The 18,215-nt window shown below is 72.4% G+C and carries 17 protein-coding genes; 5 read left to right on the top strand and 12 right to left on the bottom strand.

The annotated features are described in order from the left end of the window. The 3 genes from AB0N31_RS31650 to AB0N31_RS31640 form a co-directional block, all read right to left on the bottom strand. The coding region (locus AB0N31_RS31650; RefSeq protein ID WP_366061913.1) for a chaplin at window positions 1-367 on the bottom strand (367 nt) is incomplete at its 3' end. A 106-nt stretch (window positions 368-473) separates the two neighbouring features. Beyond that, window positions 474-701: a chaplin gene (locus AB0N31_RS31645; protein WP_366061912.1), complete on the bottom strand. Its 228-nt coding sequence runs from the start codon at window positions 699-701 to the stop codon at window positions 474-476. A gap of 281 nt (window positions 702-982) precedes the next feature. Then, complete coding sequence (locus AB0N31_RS31640) at window positions 983-1,372, bottom strand: rodlin (protein WP_366061910.1); 390 nt, start codon at window positions 1,370-1,372, stop codon at window positions 983-985. A 234-nt stretch (window positions 1,373-1,606) separates the two neighbouring features. Between AB0N31_RS31640 and AB0N31_RS31635 the strand changes: the two genes are divergently transcribed. Next, on the top strand, window positions 1,607-1,999 hold the full coding sequence (locus tag AB0N31_RS31635) for a rodlin (RefSeq protein WP_366061909.1): 393 nt from the start codon (window positions 1,607-1,609) through the stop codon (window positions 1,997-1,999). Between the two features lie 183 nt (window positions 2,000-2,182). On the opposite strand, the gene AB0N31_RS31630 is transcribed toward AB0N31_RS31635, so the two are convergent. The 3 genes from AB0N31_RS31630 to AB0N31_RS31620 form a co-directional block, all read right to left on the bottom strand. Further along, window positions 2,183-3,085: an ABC transporter permease gene (locus AB0N31_RS31630; RefSeq protein ID WP_366061908.1), complete on the bottom strand. Its 903-nt coding sequence runs from the start codon at window positions 3,083-3,085 to the stop codon at window positions 2,183-2,185. Further along, window positions 3,082-5,712, bottom strand: coding sequence for a CocE/NonD family hydrolase (locus tag AB0N31_RS31625; protein WP_366061907.1), 2,631 nt, complete (start codon window positions 5,710-5,712; stop codon window positions 3,082-3,084). Before AB0N31_RS31625 ends, AB0N31_RS31630 begins: the two co-directional genes overlap by 4 nt. A gap of 111 nt (window positions 5,713-5,823) precedes the next feature. Continuing rightward, window positions 5,824-7,248 carry an APC family permease gene (locus AB0N31_RS31620; protein WP_366061906.1) on the bottom strand — a complete coding sequence of 475 codons (1,425 nt, stop codon included), beginning with the start codon at window positions 7,246-7,248 and terminating at the stop codon, window positions 5,824-5,826. Between the two features lie 332 nt (window positions 7,249-7,580). On the opposite strand from AB0N31_RS31620, the gene AB0N31_RS31615 reads away from it, so the two are divergent. Then, window positions 7,581-8,408 (top strand): hypothetical protein, encoded by an 828-nt coding sequence (locus AB0N31_RS31615; RefSeq protein ID WP_366061905.1) that lies wholly within the window; start codon window positions 7,581-7,583, stop codon window positions 8,406-8,408. Between the two features lie 49 nt (window positions 8,409-8,457). Here the strand turns inward: AB0N31_RS31615 and mmsA are convergent, their stop codons facing one another. The 5 genes from mmsA to iolC form a co-directional block, all read right to left on the bottom strand. After that, the gene (mmsA, locus tag AB0N31_RS31610; protein ID WP_366061904.1) at window positions 8,458-9,960 is read right to left on the bottom strand and encodes a CoA-acylating methylmalonate-semialdehyde dehydrogenase; all 1,503 of its coding nucleotides are present in this window, start codon (window positions 9,958-9,960) and stop codon (window positions 8,458-8,460) included. 14 nt (window positions 9,961-9,974) lie between these two features. Beyond that, on the bottom strand, window positions 9,975-11,852 hold the full coding sequence (iolD, locus tag AB0N31_RS31605; RefSeq protein WP_366061903.1) for a 3D-(3,5/4)-trihydroxycyclohexane-1,2-dione acylhydrolase (decyclizing): 1,878 nt from the start codon (window positions 11,850-11,852) through the stop codon (window positions 9,975-9,977). Next, window positions 11,849-12,670 (bottom strand): 5-deoxy-glucuronate isomerase, encoded by an 822-nt coding sequence (gene iolB, locus AB0N31_RS31600; protein ID WP_366061902.1) that lies wholly within the window; start codon window positions 12,668-12,670, stop codon window positions 11,849-11,851. The genes iolD and iolB overlap by 4 nt, the downstream gene beginning before the upstream one ends. A gap of 61 nt (window positions 12,671-12,731) precedes the next feature. Then, on the bottom strand, window positions 12,732-13,592 hold the full coding sequence (locus AB0N31_RS31595) for a deoxyribose-phosphate aldolase (RefSeq protein WP_366061937.1): 861 nt from the start codon (window positions 13,590-13,592) through the stop codon (window positions 12,732-12,734). A gap of 107 nt (window positions 13,593-13,699) precedes the next feature. Then, window positions 13,700-14,650 carry a 5-dehydro-2-deoxygluconokinase gene (iolC, locus tag AB0N31_RS31590; RefSeq protein ID WP_366061901.1) on the bottom strand — a complete coding sequence of 317 codons (951 nt, stop codon included), beginning with the start codon at window positions 14,648-14,650 and terminating at the stop codon, window positions 13,700-13,702. A gap of 124 nt (window positions 14,651-14,774) precedes the next feature. Between iolC and AB0N31_RS31585 the strand changes: the two genes are divergently transcribed. The 3 genes from AB0N31_RS31585 to AB0N31_RS31575 all read left to right on the top strand — a co-directional run bounded on the left by AB0N31_RS31585 (window position 14,775) and on the right by AB0N31_RS31575 (window position 16,834). Next, window positions 14,775-15,692 carry a sugar phosphate isomerase/epimerase gene (locus AB0N31_RS31585; protein WP_366061900.1) on the top strand — a complete coding sequence of 306 codons (918 nt, stop codon included), beginning with the start codon at window positions 14,775-14,777 and terminating at the stop codon, window positions 15,690-15,692. A gap of 304 nt (window positions 15,693-15,996) precedes the next feature. After that, window positions 15,997-16,194: a MerR family transcriptional regulator gene (locus AB0N31_RS31580; protein ID WP_363088371.1), complete on the top strand. Its 198-nt coding sequence runs from the start codon at window positions 15,997-15,999 to the stop codon at window positions 16,192-16,194. A 58-nt stretch (window positions 16,195-16,252) separates the two neighbouring features. After that, window positions 16,253-16,834, top strand: coding sequence for a GNAT family protein (locus AB0N31_RS31575; RefSeq protein ID WP_366061899.1), 582 nt, complete (start codon window positions 16,253-16,255; stop codon window positions 16,832-16,834). Here AB0N31_RS31575 and AB0N31_RS31570 read toward each other — a convergent pair. Continuing rightward, window positions 16,815-17,858, bottom strand: coding sequence for a zinc-dependent alcohol dehydrogenase family protein (locus tag AB0N31_RS31570; RefSeq protein WP_366061898.1), 1,044 nt, complete (start codon window positions 17,856-17,858; stop codon window positions 16,815-16,817). The two genes, AB0N31_RS31575 and AB0N31_RS31570, sit on opposite strands and share 20 nt — an antisense overlap. Window positions 17,859-18,215 lie beyond the last annotated feature (357 nt).

The raw sequence follows: 18,215 nt of genomic DNA, 5'->3' as shown, positions 1-18,215 counted from the left end.
CCTTGTCCTCGCCGGATTCAGAGCCACCGTAGCCAGACTCCTCACCACCGGACTCGGAACCGCCGTGGCCCGGCTCGTCGCCACCGGACGACGGTGTCTCGTGGGAGCGGTCCTTCTCCTCGTCCCCGGAGGTGTTCGCACAGGAGTCGCCGAAGGTCGGGTTCAGGGCGGCGGCGTCGACCGAGTCGCCGCAGGCGTTCGCCGGGGCCGTCAACGGGACCTCGACGCCGTTGCCCGACACGGCTCCGGGCGAGTTCCTGGCGGTGCCGCCCGCGTGCGAGTCGGCCAGGGCGGAACCTCCGTACAGGGACAGAATGCTCGTCGCGGCGGCGGCCGCGACCATTCCCCTGCTCAGGGTCTGTCGCAATCTCGTGGTCTTCCTGCTTGAAGAAGTGGGGAAAGCCGGCCCTGGACGTACAGCTCGGTGTCCTGAGCCGGCCTCGATCCAGCCGGACGGCCGGTACCGCGTTCGGTCAGCGGTTGATGCAGACGTTGCCGACCGCCGGGTTCAGCAGACTGGTCACGTTGACGGTGTTGCCGCAGATGTTGAGCGGGTTGTGGATCGGAATCTGGATGACGTTGCCGGAGAGGACACCACCGGAGCCGATGGTCGCGCCGTTGGCACCGGAATCGGCGAAAGCGGGGGCAGCCCCGCCGAGGGCCAGAACCAGACCTGTGACGACGACAGCGGTCTTCTTCATGATTTTCCCTTCTCTGCGGTCATGCCTAGATGACGGTCGGAACCGAGCGAGCACAACGGGGACGGCCCGCACCATGACCGCAGCCTGCACACGAGGGATTGACGACCGAAGCGATCGCGGAACGTGCGGCACGAGTAATTCATACGAATGCCCCACGCCATGAAGCGCCGCTGCCCCGGTGGGAGTAGCGACGCCGATCCGTCCGCTCGGCGTGTTTCCCGCCGGTACACGAGTGCGCGGCCCGCAGAAGGGTCAGCGGGCCGCGCGAAGACGATTCGGTCTCAGTCGCCGTTGGCCGACAGGACCGACAGGTCCTCCAGGATGTGCGACAGGGCACCGTCGCGCTTGCTCTGGGTGGAGTTGTCGGAGCACTGCTGCGTCAGGTCGTCCGACAGGATCGGGACATCCTGGATCGGGACGAGGTTGACGACGGCGACGTTGATGTCGTCGAGGGCCGCACAGGGCTTGTTGAGCGAGCCGTCGACCAGCGAGAGCTGGGGGCTCATGTCGCCCTTGGTGGACGAGTTGCCGAACGCCGACGAACCTCCGTTGCCGTTGGACACGGTGGGTCCTGAGTCGTCACCCGTGGCAAGAGCCTGGGGAGCGGCCGCAACCGACATACCGATGACAGAAGCGGCGGCCGCCGCAGCGACCATTGCCTTCTTGAGCACTTCGCGTTCCTTTCCTCGTAGCGACGCACTGTCCTACGGCGGGATCAACCCAACTCAGTGGTTTTGGTTGCGGGGGTTCACCCGGTTGGCCGCGAAGCCGTGGAATCGGCCGGGGACGGACCGCCCGCCGGCCGCGGTCATGAGCCAACCGGGTGAACGGGAGAAACCGGTTCGCCTGCTCGGAGTTGACCAGGAGGCTCCGGTGGACGGGGTTTCCGCAGAAAGGACAGGCCAGTGTTCAAGAAGGTTCTTGCCACTACGGCAATCGCCGCTTCCGTCATGGGAGTCTCCGCCGCCGCCGCTCCGCAGGCTCTGGCGATCGGCGACGACAGCGGCCCCACGCTGTCGAACGGCAACGGCGCGATGCAGAGCTACGGCAACTCCGCCACGTACGGCAACATGAGCCCGCAGATGGCGCTCATCCAGGGCTCGTTCAACAAGCCGTGCATCGCCGTGAACGACATTCCCGTCGCCGTCGTCAACCTCGTCCCGGTCCAGAACATCCCGATCCTGTCGGACGACCTGACGCAGCAGTGCGCCGAGAACTCCACCCAGACCAAGCGTGACGGTGCACTGGCCCACCTCCTGGAGGACGTGTCGATCCTGTCCGCGAACAGCGAGGACTGACGCCGACGCGGGGAAGGGGCGGGCACCGGTGCCGGTGCCCGCCCCTTCCGCGTGCCGGTCCGGCTACCGGCCGCCGTTCCGCCGGGCCGGGCCGATCGTTCCGCCGGGCCGATCGTGTCGGCGGGCCGGGTCGATCATGTCGGCAAGGCGGCCGTCGAGACCGGTGGGGGATCTTCCGGATGTCTACGAGACGATGTCCTTGCGGGCGAAGCCGCGGAAGGCCAGGGCGAACAGGACGAGCGCGTACGTCACCGAGACGACGGTGCCCTGGATCATGCCCGCGTACTCGGGGGTGGGCTGGATGGCGTCGGCCCACGCGAACTGCCAGTGCGCGGGCAGGAAGTCGCGCCAGTCGCCGAGGGCGGTGACGGCGTCGAGGACGTTGCCGACGATGGTCAGGCCGACCGCGCCGCCGACCGCGCCGAGCGGGGCGTCGGTCCTCGTCGACAGCCAGAACGCGAGCCCGGCGGTGACCAGCTGGGACACGAAGACGTATCCGACGATCACCACGAGCCGCTGGGCGGCGGTGCCCGCGTCGAGGGCGCCGCCGGTGGGGATCGCCAGGGGGCCCCAGCCGTAGGCGGCGGTGCCGACGGCGAGGGCGACCAGCGGCAGCAGGACCATCGCGGCCAGGCTCAGGCCGAGTCCGACGACGAGCTTGGACCACAGCAGGCGGGCGCGCGGGACGGGGGCGGCGAGGAGGTAGCGCAGGGAGGACCAGCCGGCCTCCGAGGCCACGGTGTCGCCGCAGAACAGGGCCACGGGGATGACCAGCAGGAAGCCCGCGGAGACGAACAGGTTGACCGCGGCGAAGTTGGCGCCGGACGCGGTGGCCGTGTCCATCAGGTTCACCCGGTCGCCGCCCTCGCCGGGTTCGCCGCCGATCGCGAAGGCGATGGCCAGGACGAACGGCAGGGCGGCGAGGACGGCACCCATGACCAGGGTGCGGCGGCGCTTGAGCTGGCGGGCCAGTTCGACGCGCAGCGGCAGGGTGCGCGCGGCGCGGTAGCCGGAGGCGGTGGCGGTGGTGGTGGCGACGGGCGCGGTGGGTCCGGTGTGCCGGGACGGCTCGGTCGTCGTGCTCATGCGGAGCCTCCGATCAGGGTGAGGAAGGCGTCTTCCAGGCGGCGGTGCGGGCCGACCGAGCGGACGGGCACGTCGAGCCGCACCAGTTCGGCGACCAGGCGCTGGGCGCTGCCGTCTGCGTCGAGGCGGACGAGGAGTCCGTCGTCGGTGCGGACGGCCGAGGCGACGCCGGGCAGCGCGGCCACCTTCTCCGCGACCGGTTCCTCCACGGGGTGGGCGGTGCCGACGAGGAGGGTGTCGCCGGAGCCGACGATCACACCGACCGGGCCCGCCTGGACGAGCCGGCCGCGGTCCATGACCACGAGGTGCGTGCAGGTCTGCTCGACCTCCGCCAGCAGGTGGCTGGAGACGATCACCGTGCGGCCGGCGGCGGCGTACCGGATCATCACCTCGCGCATCTCGCGGATCTGGGGCGGGTCCAGGCCGTTGGTCGGTTCGTCGAGGATGAGCAGGTCGGGCAGGCCGAGCATGGCCTGGGCGATGGCCAGGCGCTGGCGCATGCCCTGCGAGTAGGTGCGCACGGCGCGGGCCAGGGCGTCGCCGAGGCCGGCGATCTCCAGGGCCTCGTCCAGGTGGGCGTCCTCGGCCGGGCGGCCGGTGGCCTGCCAGTACAGCTCCAGGTTCTGCCGGCCGGACAGATGGGGGAGGAAGCCGGCGCCCTCGACGAAGGCGCCGACGCGGGAGAGGACGGGGGCGCCGGGGCGGATGGCGTGGCCGAAGACGCGGATCTCGCCGCCGTCCGGTTTGATGAGGCCCATCAGCATGCGCAGGGTGGTCGTCTTGCCGGCGCCGTTGGGGCCGAGCAGGCCGAGGACCTGGCCCTTCTCGACGCGGAAGGAGAGGTCGCGGACGCTGTAGCGGTCACCGCCCGCGTACTTCTTGCTCAGGTCGGTGATCTGGAGCGGGACCTCGGCCAGCTCCGGGTCGGGGGCCGGGGTCGCGGTGCGGCGGCGGCCCGTGACCAGCAGGGCCAGGGCGAGGCCCGCGCCCGCGAGGGGCAGCCACCACACCCAGGACGGCAGCGGGGCGGCCGCGGTGCTCACGCCGGCGGCGGTGGGCACCTTCAGGTCGCCCTTCAGGGAGACGGTGTACGTCGCCGGGGCGGCCGGGGAGGCGTAGCCGAGGTCGGTGGAGGCCAGGACCAGGCGCAGCCGGTGGCCCTTGTCGACCTCGTGGTCGATGGCCGGGAGGGTGAGCGTCACGTCCTTGCCTGCCTTGGCGCCCTCGACGCGGATCGGGGCGACCAGCTGGGAGGGCAGCACCTGCCGGCGGCCGTCCGGGCCGACGTCGTAGACCTTGCCGAACAGGACGGCGTCCTCGCTGGTCGACCTGACGTGGACGGTGGCCGTCGGGGAGCCGGTGACGCGCAGGTCCGCGGTGAGGGGGGCGGAGGTGAAGGCGGCGAACTGGCCGGGGAAGTCGAGGGAGACGCCGACGCCGAGGGAGGACAGCTGGGAGAGGCCGCCGCCGCCGAGCCCAGGCAGGGCGGAGACGGCGGGCGGGCTGGCGCCGGGCGGGTTGGCGAAGGACTGCTCGCGGCCGGTGAGGGCGATCGGGCGGGCGGCGCCGGTGAGGCCGGGGTAGGTGTCGCCGCTCGCGCCGCGCAGGAGGGCGGCGCCGTCGGTGGAGTCGACGCCTCCGGTGCGGGTGATCCGGAAGGCGGGGCCGGTGCCGGCGCCCTCGTCGTCCTTGAGGTGGCGGTCGAACCAGGAGGCGACGCGGGCCTGGACGCGGCTCGACTCCGGGTCGCCGCCGTCGTGGCCGCCCGCGATCCAGTCGACGTCGACGGGGGCGCCGTTCGCGCGGATCGCCTTGGCGGCCGCGTCGGACTGGGCGAGGGTGAAGAGGGAGTCGGTCTGTCCCTGGAGCAGCAGGGTGGGCGCCTCGATGCGGTCGCCGACGGCGGACGGGGAGCGCTCCTCGAGGAGTGCGCGGGCGGCGGCGTCGGGGGTGCCGGACTCGGCGACCCGCTCGTACATCGCGCACAGCGCGGGCTCGAACTTGGCGCAGCCGCCGCCGCTGTTGAAGAAGACGCCGGTCCACAGCTTCTTGAACACGCCGCCGGGGAACAGGGCGTCGGCGAGGTTCCAGTAGGTGATCGCGGGGGCGATGGCGTCGACGCGGTCGTCGTGTCCGGCGGCCAGCAGGGCGATCGCGCCGCCGTAGGAGGCGCCGGCCAGGCCCACGCGCGGGTCGCCGGCCTTGTCGAGCCGGACCTGGGGCTGCTTCGCCACCCAGTCGATCAGCCGGGAGACGTCGGCGACCTCGCCCTCGGGGTCGTTCAGTCCGATCTTCCCGGTGGACCTGCCGAAGCCGCGTGCGGACCAGGTCAGTACCGCGTAGCCGTCGGCGGCCAGGTCCTCAGCCTGCTCGCGGACGTCCTCCTTGCTGCCGCCGAAGCCGTGTCCGAGCAGGACGGCGGGGCGGCGGCCGGAGCCGCCGGAGGTGAACCAGGAGGTGTCCAGGCGCACGCCGTTCACGGCCATGACCCGGTCGGCGCGGTGCACGGGGGGCGCGTCGTCCGAGGCCACGGCCGTCCAGGTGCCGCCGGCGGCGAGCACGGCGACGGCGGCCGCGGCGGCGATGATCCGCCGCGGCCGCCGCAGTCCGCGCAGTCGAAGATCCATGCGTCAACGGTACGGGGTGAAACTGTCGGGGAGTTGTCGACCGGAGACCGAACTCCCCGACCTCCCGTGGGCGTACGGAGGGGTGCCGGCGTACACCAGGCGCGGTACGGGTCAGTCCCGCCCGTCGTCCGGGACCGACACCAGCCAGCGGGTGCCGGGGCGGGGCCGGAGGTAGAACGCCCAGTAGAGGCTGGCCGCGACGGTGATACCGCCGGTCCACAGGAGGTAGACGGTCTCCTGCTGGGTCAGGATGTAGGCCAGGACCGCGATCAGGAGGGCCGGGACGACCGGCCACAGGGGCATGCGCCAGGCGTGCGTGTGGCGGTGGTGGCCGCGGCGGGAGAGCAGCGCGGCGACCGCGACGAGCAGGTACATGCCGGTCACGGAGACGCCGGTGACGCCGTACAGGGTGTCCAGGTCGACGAAGCAGAGCAGGGCGCCGGGGACGCCGACGGCGAGGGTGGCCACCCACGGGGAGCCGAAGCGGCCGAGCTTGGAGAAGACGGTGTTGACCGGCTGCGGCCAGGCCTTGTCGCGGGCGGAGGCGAACAGGACGCGGGAGTTCTGGATGACCATGACGATGCCGGCGTTCACGATGGCGAGGGCCACGCAGAGGCTGACGAAGGTGCCGACGGCGGAGTTGGACCAGGCGGTCACCATGGCGCCGATGTCGCCGCCGGTCAGCTCGGTGAGGTCGGAGGCGCCGAGGGTGATGCCGACGACCGGGACCAGGATGATCACGGTGGAGATGGCGAGGGTGGCCAGGACCGTGCGGGCGACGTTGCGGCGCGGGTTCTCCAGTTCCTCGGACAGGTAGACGGCGGTGGAGAAGCCCTGGGTGACGAAGAGGGCGATGGCCAGGCCGGAGACGATCAGCATGGCCGTCACGGTGTCGGCGTGGCCGTCCGCGCCCGCGACCTCCAGGGAGACCAGGCTGCCGGCGCCGCGCTCACTGTGCGCGAAGCCCAGCACCGCGACGACGGCCGCCGCGATGACCTCCAGGACCAGGAAGACGCCGGTGATCCAGGCGTTGGCGCGCAGGTCGAGCAGGCCCGCGAGGGTGGCGAGCAGCATCACGGCGGCGCCGGCCAGCGACGGGTCGAGGTGGACGACGGGGGCCAGGTAGTCGGCCGTGCCCATGGCGATCACCGGCGGGACGATCATCACGACCAGGAGGGAGAGGACGAACACCAGCCAGCCCGCCAGCCGCCCGGCCATCGTGGAGACCATCGCGTACTCGCCGCCCGCGCTGGGGATGAGGGTGCCCAGTTCCGAGTAGCAGAACGCCACCGCGATACAGAGGAGGGAGCCGATCGCGATCGTGAGGGCGGTCGCGGTGCCGAGCGAGCCGAACAGGTCGGGCACGACGACGAACAGGGTGGACGCGGGGGTCACGCAGGACAGGGTCAGCAGGGTGCCGCCGACCACTCCGATGGAACGCTTGAGCTTCTGGGGGCCGTCCTGGGCGTCGGGGACGGCGGTCCCGTCGGCGGGGGCCTGGGCGGATGCCTGGACGGGGCGGAGCGTGTCGGTCATGGAGTTCCGATCGACTGGTGCGGCGAGGTTCGGTCGGGAGCGCTATCGCCTCCGGCGGCTGGGGTGGTACTCGTTGTGGCCGCTCCCGGCGCTGCATGGAACCCCGACGAAAACCGCTGCGTCAATAGGTGTTCATCTACGGAATCCGTTGATCGCAGGCGAGTTGATAGAGGTATTCCGCAGTGACGGGCAAGCCCTGAAGGGGTGGTGGGGCGTACGGGAACCGTAGGGGAGGGGGTGAAAAAACGTGCCGCCGTCCGCTATCCGGACGTGTCGGTGGGGGCCGCTAGAGTCTGGGCCACAGTTGATTCACAGCAACGGGGTGGGGACGAATGAAGGTCAAGTACACCGCTGCCTGGGTGGGGTTCACGGCGGCGGCGTTGGTGGCGGCCACGGGGTGCAGCTCCGACCCGGTCAGGGACACCGCGCGCAAGGCCGCCGAGGTGGCCGACGGCTCCGAGCAGATCATGGCGGCGCTCACGCGCGCGACGGACCGGACCGAGCAGCTCGGCTCGGCCGAGGTGAGGATGACCACGGACATCGGCACGGGCACGCCCGTCGCGATGGACGGCACGTACTCCTGGGGTGACGGGTACGCGTTCGACGTCCAGATGGACACCGCGGCCGCGCAGATGCAGCAGCTCCAGGACGCCCCGACGACGCGGGTTCTGTTCGTGGACGGCGCGTACTACTACGACGTCGACCCGCAGGCCACCGGCCCCCTGGAGGGCAAGGAGTGGATGAAGGTCGACAGCTCCGCCGTCTTCGGCGAGCAGGGCTCGCAGGCCCTCAGCGGCAGCAACGGCAGCCCGTCGGCGTCCATGAAGGGCCTGAAGTACGCCGACGACGTCGAGAACCTCGGCTCGGAGACGGTGAACGGTAAGGCCACGACCCACTACCGGGCCGTCGTCGACCAGGAGCGGATGGGCAAGTTCAAGGACGCCTTCGGCACCCTCACGGACTCGGGTGCCACCTCGATCACGATGGACGTCTGGGTGGGGGCCGGGGACCTTCCGGTCCGCATGGTCCAGGAGTTCGGCGCCGTGAAGGTCACCATGGACTTCGCCGGGTTCGGCCGGACCGCCGCGGTGAAGGCCCCGCCGGCCGCGCAGACCGGCGACCTCACCGAGGCCCTCAAGGAGGCCGGCGCGGCGCGGTGACACGGCGGTGCCCCGCCCCCGCGGAGGGACGGAGCACCGTGCCGCCGGGTCAGTGGTTGCGCGGGAAGCCCAGGTCGACGCCCGCCGGGGCGTCGGCCGGGTCCGGCCAGCGGGTGGTGACGACCTTGCCGCGGGTGTAGAAGTGCGTGCCGTCGTTGCCGTAGATGTGGTGGTCGCCGAAGAGGGAGTCCTTCCAGCCGCCGAAGCTGTGGTAGCCGACGGGGACCGGGATCGGGACGTTCACGCCGACCATGCCGGCCTCGATCTCCAGCTGGAAGCGGCGGGCGGCGCCGCCGTCGCGGGTGAAGATCGCGGTGCCGTTGCCGAAGGGCGACGCGTTGATCAGCGCCACGCCCTCGTCGTAGGTGTCCACGCGCAGGACGCACAGGACGGGACCGAAGATCTCGTCCTGGTAGGCCTTCGCGGTGGTCGGCACCTTGTCGAGCAGCGAGATGCCGATCCAGTGGCCGTCCTCGAAGCCCTCGACGGTGTGGCCGGTGCCGTCCAGGACGACCTCGGCCCCCTCGGCGGCCGCGCCCTCGACGTACGACGCCACCTTGTCGCGGTGGGCCCTGGTGATGAGCGGGCCCATCTCGGAGGCCGGGTCGTCGCCGGGGCCGATCTTGATCTTCTCGGCGCGCTCGCGGATCTTCGCCACCAGCTCGTCGCCGATCGCGCCGACCGCGACCACGGCCGAGATGGCCATGCAGCGCTCGCCGGCCGAGCCGTAGGCCGCGCTGACCGCCGCGTCCGCCGCCGCGTCCAGGTCGGCGTCCGGGAGGACCAGCATGTGGTTCTTGGCGCCGCCCAGGGCCTGGACGCGCTTGTGGTGGGCCGAGGCCGTGGTGTGGATGTGACGGGCGATCGGGGTCGAGCCGACGAAGGAGACGGCCTTGACGTCCGGGTGCTCCAGGAGCCGGTCCACGGCGGCCTTGTCACCGTGGACGACGTTGAAGACGCCGTCCGGCAGGCCGGCCTCCGCGAGCAGCTCGGCGAGCTTCAGGGACGCCGACGGGTCCTTCTCGCTCGGCTTCAGCACGAAGGTGTTGCCGCACGCGATGGCGATCGGGAACATCCACATCGGCACCATGGCCGGGAAGTTGAACGGCGTGATGCCGGCGACGACGCCCAGCGGCTGCCGGATCGACGACACGTCCACGCGGCTGGCGACCTGCGTGGACAGCTCGCCCTTCAGCTGGACGCTGATGCCGCAGGCCAGGTCGACGATCTCCAGGCCGCGGGCGACCTCGCCGAGCGCGTCGGAGTGCACCTTGCCGTGCTCGGCGGTGATCAGCTCGGCGATCGCGTCGCGGTTGGCGTCGAGCAGGGCGCGGAAGCGGAAGAGGATCTCCGTCCGCCTGGCCAGCGAGGACTGGCCCCAGGTGACGTAGGCGTCCTTGGCGGCGGCCACGGCGGCGTCGACCTCGTCGACGGTCGCGAACGCGACCTTGGTGGTGACCGCGCCGGTCGCCGGGTCGGTGACCGGCCCGTACACACCCGACGCGCCTTCGACGGACTTGCCGCCGATCCAGTGGTTGACGATCTTCGTCATGACCGAGTACTCCTTCACAGATGGCGGCGTCGGGTCGAGACGTGCCGTTCGTACAGCTCACGGGCCTTCACCGCGGACGCTCGGGTCGCGGTCTCGGCCACGGGTACATCCCACCAGGCCTGCGCCGGAGGCGCGCCCGACACAGTGTCTGCCGTTCGGGTCTCGACGTAGACACAAGTGGGAGTGTCGGCGGCACGCGCCTCGGCGAGGGCCTCGCGCAGGTCGCGGACGGTCCTCGCACGCAGCACGCGCATGCCGAGGCTGGCCACGTTGGCGGCGAGGTCGACGGGGAGCGGGGCGCCGGTGAACGTCCCGTCGTCGGCCCGGTAGCGGTAGGCGGTGCCGTAGCGCTCGCCGCCGGTCTCCTCGGACAGACCGCCGATGGAGGCGTAGCCGTGGTTCTGCACGAGCAGGATCTTGATCGCGATCCCCTCCTGCACGGCCGTGACGATCTCCGTCGGCATCATCAGGTAGGTGCCGTCGCCGACCAGCGCCCACACCGGCCGGTCGGGCGCAGCGAGCTTCACGCCGATCGCGGCCGGGATCTCGTAGCCCATGCAGGAGTAGCCGTACTCCAGGTGGTACTGGTCGCGCGAGCGGGTCCGCCACAGCTTGTGCAGGTCGCCGGGGAGCGAGCCGGCCGCGTTGATGATCACGTCCGACTCGTCGACGACCGCGTCCAGCGCGCCGAGCACCTGCGGCTGCGTCGGGCGTACGTCGGGCTCCTCGGCCTCGTAGCAGGCGTCGACGCGCTGCTCCCAGCGTTCCTTGTCCTCGGCGTACTCGGCGAGGTAGGCGTCCGCGACGCGGTGGCCGTGCATGCCGAGGGCCTCGGTCAGCTCCTGGAGGCCGCTGCGGGCGTCCGCGACGAGCGGCAGCCCGGCGAGCTTGTGGCCGTCGTAGGGGGCGATGTTCAGGTTGAGGAAGCGGACGCCGGGGTGGCCGAAGAGGGTGCTCGAGGCCGTGGTGAAGTCGGTCCAGCGGGTGCCGACGCCGATCACCAGGTCGGCGGTGCGGGCCAGTTCGTCCGCCGTCGCGGTGCCGGTGTGGCCGACGCCGCCGACGTCCTGGGGGTGGTCGTGGCGCAGCGAGCCCTTGCCGGCCTGGGTGGAGGCGACCGGGATGCCGGTGGCGGCGGCGAACTCGGCGAGGGCCTCCTCGGCGCGGCTGTGGTGGACGCCGCCGCCCGCGACGAGCAGGGGACGCTTCGCCGCGCGGACGGCGGTCACCGCCTCGGCGAGTTCGGCGGGGTCGGCGCCCGGACGCCGTACGGTCCAGGTGCGCTCGGCGAAGAACTCGTCGGGCCAGTCGTGGGCCTCGGCCTGGACGTCCTGGGGCAGCGCGAGGGTGACCGCGCCCGTCTCCACCGGGTCCGTCAGCACCCGCATCGCCTGGAGGGCGGCCGGGATCAGGGCCTCGGGGCGGGTGACGCGGTCGAAGTACCTCGACACCGGGCGCAGCGCGTCGTTGACGGACACGTCGCCCGCGTAGGGGACCTCGAGCTGCTGGAGGACGGGGTCGGCGACCCGGGTCGCGAAGGTGTCGCCGGGGAGGAGGAGGACGGGGAGGTGGTTGACGGTCGCCAGGGCGGCTCCGGTGACCAGGTTGGTCGCGCCGGGGCCGATGGAGGTGGTCACCGCTTGCGTGGAGAGGCGGTTGGACTGGCGGGCGTAGCCGACCGCCGCGTGCACCATGGACTGCTCGTTGCGGCCCTGGTGGTAGGGCATCTCGTCGGCGTACTCGACGAGCGCCTGGCCGAGACCGGCGACGTTGCCGTGGCCGAAGATGCCCCAGGTCGCGCCGATCAGCCGCCGCCGTACGCCGTCGCGCTCGGTGTACTGGGCGGCGAGGAAGCGCACCAGCGCCTGGGCCACGGTGAGCCTGGTGGTCATCGGTAACCCCCTGTGGTCGCGGTGTGGGCCGGGTGGAAGCAGATCCGCCACTCGCGGGTCTCGCCGGGTCCGGCCATGACGTTGAGGTAGTACATGGCGTGGCCGGGCTGGGCGATCGACGGACCGTGCCAGCCGTCGGGAACCAGGACGGCGTCGCCGGAGCGGACCTCGGCGAGGACGTCGGAGCCGCCCTCGCGCGAGGGGGACACGCGCTGGTAGCCGAAGCCGTCGGGGCCGTCGATCTCGAAGTAGTAGATCTCCTCCAGCTCCGACTCCTCGCCCGGCCGGTGCTCGTCGTGCTTGTGCGGCGGGTACGAGGACCAGTTGCCGCCGGGGGTGACGACCTCGACGGCGATCAGCTTGTCGCAGTCGAAGGCGTCGGCGGAGGCGAAGTTGCGCACCAGACGGGCGCAGTTGCCGCTGCCGCGTTCCTCGACGGGGACCTCCGGCGCGGGGCCGTAGCGGGCGGGGAGTTGGCGCTCGCACTTCGCTCCTGCCAGGGCGAAGCGGCCTCCCGCGCCGGAGGCGATCTGGACCCGGGCGTCGCGGGGAACGTACGCGAAGTCGGTGACCGACGCGAATACGCTTTCCCTGCCCAGGAGTTGGAACTCTTCGTCGGCTGTGCGCACGGTACATCCGCCGTCCAGCGGAAGCACGATCCACTCGCTGTCACCGGTGGTGAAGTCATGGGTGCCGCCCGGCGGCAGCTCGACGATCCGCAGACTGCTGTGCGTCCAGCCGGCCCGCTCGGGGCCGATGTCGAGCACGTGCCGCGGGTCGGCGGTGCTGCCGTGCGGAATGTACAACCGGTCGTTCATGCGGCCCTCACGCTCCTTGCCACCCTCGCGTTCCCCGCGACGCTCGCGGCGCACGCGGCCCTCACAGCAGTCCTACGGCGGTGTCCACGGCGGCGGCCACATCGCCGTCCGCCGGGTACAGCAGCGAACGGCCGACCACCAGGCCCCGGACGGTGGGGAGCCGCAGCGCCCCGCGCCACTTCTCGTACGCGCCGTCCTGGTCGTCGCCCACCTCGCCGCCCAGCAGGACGGCGGGGAGCGTGGAGGTCGCCATGACCTCGGCCATGTCGTCGGGGTCGTCGGTGACCGGGACCTTCAGCCAGGTGTAGGCGGAGGTGCCGCCCAGGCCGGAGGCGATGGCGATCGACTTGGTGACGGCCTCGGCGGAGAGGTCGTTGGTCAGCTTTCCGTCCGGGGCACGCCGGCTGATGAACGGCTCGACGAAGAGGGGCAGCCGGCGGGCCGCCATGTCGTCGATCGCGCGGGCGGTGGACTCCAGGGTGGTGAGCGAGCCCGGGTCGTCGTAGTCGATGCGCAGGAGCAGCTTGCCCGCGTCGAATCCGAGCCGCTCGATGTCCTCGGCGCGGTGGCCGGTGAAACGGTCGTCGAGTTCGAAGCGGGCGCCCTGGAGGCCGCCGCGGTTCATCGAGCCCATGACGACCTTGCCGTCGAGGGCACCGAGGAGGAGCAGGTCGTCGAGGATGTCGGCGGTGGCGAGGACGCCGTCCACGCCGGGTCTGCCGAGCGCCAGGCAGAGGCGCTCCAGCAGGTCGGCGCGGTTGGCCATGGCCAGCTTGCGGTCGCCGACGCCGAGGGCGCCGCGGGCCGGGTGGTCGGCGGCGACGATCATCAGTCGGCCGGTCGTGTCGACGAGCGGGCGGCGGGTGCGGCGGGCGGCGGCCTCGGCGACCGCCTCGGGGCGGCGGGTGCGCAGGCGGACCAGTTCGGAGACGTCGACGGTCGCGGGGGCGGGGGCGGGGGCGGGAACGGTCGCGGCGGTGGCTGCCGGGCCGGTGTCCGGCGGCGGGGTCGCTCCCCCGCGGTCCGCCCTCACAGCACCGCTCCGGCGGCGAGCGCTTCCTCGATCTCGGCGGGCGTCGGCATGGCGGAGGAACACTCCAGGCGGGAGGCGACGATGGCGCCGGCGGCGTTGGCGTGGCGCATGGTCTTCTCCAGGTCCCAGCCCGCGAGCAGGCCGTGGCAGAGGGAGCCCCCGAAGGCGTCGCCGGCCCCGAGGCCGTTGAGGACGTGCACGGGGAGCGGCGGGACCTCGGCACGCTCGCCCGCGCTGCTGACGGCCAGGACGCCCTTGGGGCCCTGCTTGACGACGGCGAGTTCCACTCCGGCGTCGAGGAGGGCGCGGGCGGCGGCGTGCGGGTCGCGCACCCCGGTGGCGACCTCCACCTCGTCCAGGTTTCCCACGGCGACGGTGGTGTGCTTCAGGGCCTCGGCGTAGAAGGGGCGGGCCGCGTCCGGGTCGGACCAGAACACGGGCCGCCAGTCGAGGTCGAACACGGTGGTGCCGGCCTTGGCGCGGTGGGCGAGGGCGGCCAGCGTCGCCGTGCGGCTGGGCTCCTCGCTCAGACCGGTGCCGGTGACCCAGAAGACGCGGGCCTCGCGGACGGCGTCGAGGTCGAGGTCGTGGGCGTCGATCTCCAGGTCGGGCGCCTTGGGCCGACGGTAGAAGTAGAGCGGGAAGTCGTCCGGGGGGAAGACCTCGCAGAAGGTGACGGGGGTCGGCAGGCCGGGGACCGGGGTCACCCACCGGTCGTCGACGCCGAAGTCGCGCAGTGCCTCGTGGAGGTAGGTGCCGAAGGGGTCGTCGCCGGTGCGGGTGATCACCGCGGTGTTCCGGCCGAGACGGGCGGCGGCGACCGCGACGTTGGTGGCCGAGCCGCCGAGGAACTTCCCGAAGGACGTGACCTGCGGCAGCGGCACACCCGTCTGCAACGGGTAGAGGTCCACTCCGATCCGCCCCATGGTGATCAGGTCGTAGGCCATCGAGTTCCCTTCGTATCGGCTCTCCACGGCTTTCTAGCCCCGCACGACGGGCCCTGTCAATGTTTTGTCCAGACATTCGGACCAGCTCTTGACACCCCTACGGACAGACCGCACGCTGACGGCCATGACGTCGTTGTCACCTCAGCCCTCGCTTTCCCGCATCCGGGTCGGTTCGGCCCCCGACAGCTGGGGCGTCTGGTTCCCGGACGACCCGCGGCAGGTGCCCTGGCAGCGCTTCCTCGACGAGGTCGCGCTCTCCGGCTACGAGTGGATCGAACTCGGCCCCTACGGCTACCTGCCGACCGATCCCGCCGTCCTCACCGAGGAGACCGCCAGGCGCGGCCTGAAGGTGTCGGCCGGCACGGTGTTCACGGGGCTGCACCACGGCGAGGCCGTGTGGGAGAAGACCTGGGCGCACGTCGCCGACAACGCGGTGCTCGCGCAGGCCATGGGGGCCCGGCACCTGGTGGTCATCCCGTCCTTCTGGCGGGACGACAAGACCGGCGAGGTGCTGGAGCCGGACACACTCACGCCCGAACAGTGGCGCAACCTCACCTCGCTGACCGAGCGGCTCGGCAAGCAGGTGCGGGAGCGGTACGGGCTGCAGATCGTGGTCCACCCGCACGCCGACACCCACATCGACAGCGAGGAGAACGTCGTCCGGTTCCTGGACGGCACCGACTCTGGCCTGGTGTCCCTGTGCCTCGACACCGGGCACTACGCCTACTGCGGCGGCGACAGCGTCAAGCTGATCGAGACCTACGGGGAGCGGATCGGGTACCTGCACCTCAAGCAGGTCGACCCGGAGATCCTCGCGCAGGTGCGGGCGCAGGAGGTGCCCTTCGGACCGGCCGTCGCGCGCGGGGTGATGTGCGAGCCGCCCTCGGGGGTGCCGCCCCTGGGGCCCGTGCTGGAGGCCGCGCAGAAGCTGGACGTCGACCTGTTCGCGATCGTGGAGCAGGACATGTACCCGTGCGAGCCGGACGCGCCGCTGCCCATCGCCCGGCGGACCCGGGCGTTCCTGCGGTCCTGCGGGGCGTAGGCCCCGGCGGGGCGGATGCGGGGGGATGCGGGGGCGGATGCGGCGGGCGCGGCGGGTACGCGGCCGGTCGTCCCGTCCCTCACACCTCTTGGATTCTTTTGTGTCACTCACGTCACGAAAGTCCGCCTTCCGTCACCGATGTCGCGGCTACGCGAGCGCCGCGTCGCACGCTGTCGACAGCCGCTTCCCCCCTGTCACCGTGCGTCGTTGAACGGGCACAGCCCTGGTGATCGCCAGCGCAGCGCCGGGCTCCCCCCCGGCGGCCTCCCGGCCGCCGCCCCGCACGCGCACGGAGGTGCGTCTCATGACCGACCGAAGGCTCTGGTCCTACAAGGAGATCGCGGCACACATCAAGGTGCAGACGGATACCGTGCGGTCCTACCGCAAGCACGGACTGCTTCCCCCGCCCGACCACGTGGAGGGCGGCAAGCCCTACTGGTACGCCGACACCGTCCGGACCTGGGTCGCCGCGCGGCCCGGCAACCGGGGCCGCCGGGACTGACCGCCCCGCCGGAAAAACCGTTCCGTGCCCCACCCTCGGGTGGGGCACAGTGCTGTGCATGGACCTCTCCGCCCCCTCCGGCTTCTCCGTCAAACCCCGGCTCACCGGCGAGGCGACCGTGCTGCGGCCGTTCACGGAGGCGGACGCCGAGATCATGTGGGAGATCATCGGGGACCCCGAGGTCGTCCGCTTCACCTTCCCGGCGAACGGCGAACTCACCCTGGAGCGGCTGCGCTCCTGGTACGCCACGCGCTCCGCGCAGCCCGACCGCCTCGACCTCGCCGTCACCGACCGGGCCACCGGCGAACTCGTCGGCGAGGTGGTCCTCCACGAGTACGACGCGCACACCCGCACCTGCACCTTCCGCACCCTGATCGGTCCCCGGGGCCGCGGCCGCGGACTGGGCACCGAGGCGACCCGCCTGATCGTCGGCCACGGTTTCGGACACCTGGGCCTGCACCGCATCCAGCTGGAGCTGTACAGCGACAATCCCCGGGCCCGGCGCGTCTACGAGAAGGTCGGCTTCGTGGTGGAGGGCGTACGGCGGGAGGCCGCGCCGCGGGACGGGGGCTGGGTGGACAAGGTACTGATGGCGCTCCTGGACCGGGAGTGGGCCGCCCTCACCGCCACGGCTCGATGACCGTGGCCCCGGCGGCCGGCGCCGTCCCCATCGCCGCCAGCGCGTCCGGTACGGCGTCCAGAGCGATCGTGGACGTCACCAGCAGGTCGGGCCGGAGCACACCCGCCCGGACCAGCTCCAGCATCGGGGGGTAGGTGTGGGCGGCCATGCCGTGGCTGCCGAGCAGTTCCAGCTCCAGGGCGATGGCGCGGGCCAGGGGGACGGGGGTCGTGCCGTCCGCCGAGGGCAGCAGGCCGACCTGGACGTGCCGGCCGCGGCGGCGCAGGCCGTTCACCGAGGCGGCGCAGGTGGCCGGGGAGCCGAGGGCGTCGAGGGAGAGGTGCGCCCCGCCGCCGGCCAGTTCCCGGACCGCCGCAGCGGTGTCCGGGGTGTCCCGCGCGTCCACGCACACGGCCGCGCCGAACGTCCGCGCCAGGCCCAGGGCCTTCGGAGCCACGTCCACGGCGATGACCCGCGCCCCCGAGGCCGCCGCGATCATCACCGCGGACAAGCCCACCCCGCCGCAGCCGTGCACGGCCACCCACTCCCCCGCCGCGACCCGGCCCTGCTGCACGACCGCCCGGAACGCGGTGGCGAACCGGCAGCCGAGGCCGGCGGCGGTGGCGTAGGACAGGTCGCCGGGGATCGCGACCAGGTTCACGTCGGCGTGGTCCAGCGCCACGTACTGGGCGAAGGAGCCCCAGTGCGTGAAGCCGGGCTGGGTCTGGCGCTCGCAGACCTGGTGGTCGCCCGCCGCGCAGGACGGGCAGCTGCCGCAGCCGCACACGAAGGGCACGGTCACCCGGTCGCCGCGGCTCCACCGGGTGACCCGGTCGCCGACCTCCTCGACGACGCCGGCGAGTTCGTGGCCCGGAACGTGCGGCAGGGTGATGTCCGGGTCGTGGCCCATCCAGCCGTGCCAGTCGCTGCGGCACAGGCCGGTGGCCTCGACGCGGACCACCACGCCGTGGTCGGCGGGCCGCGGGTCGGGCACCTCCCGGACCGCGGCCGGCTCCCCGTACCGCTCGAACACCACAGCCCGCATGCGCGACTCCTTCCGCCCGTCCCGGTCACCGCCGCCCGCCGCGCGCCGCGCGGGGGGGATCACCGTGAACGCTAATGCCCGGTCCCGTCGATCGGGTGGCGGGGTGGCGGGTGGCGACGGCGCCCGGTGAGCGGCCGAGCGGCGGCCGCCCGGGCGGCCGAGCCCAGGGGGGCCGGCCCTGCGGAGGCTGGTCTCGCCGGGCCGGGCCGGGCCGGGCCGGGCCGGGTCAGCTTCTGCGGCTGCACCGTGGTCCGAGCGGGAGCCTCTAGGGCGTGTTTCGAAAGTAGCGTCGTCTGCCCGAAGGGCAGGCCCGGCGGCGTCTGGTGCGTGCGATCGCAAGGCGGAGGGTCGCCCCGA

Origin of the sequence: Streptomyces sp. NPDC051051, assembly GCF_040682975.1 — a bacterium.
GTDB lineage: Bacteria > Actinomycetota > Actinomycetes > Streptomycetales > Streptomycetaceae > Streptomyces.
The sequence above is the reverse complement of the archived record's forward strand: the minus strand, read 5'-3'. Positions and strand labels throughout refer to the sequence as shown.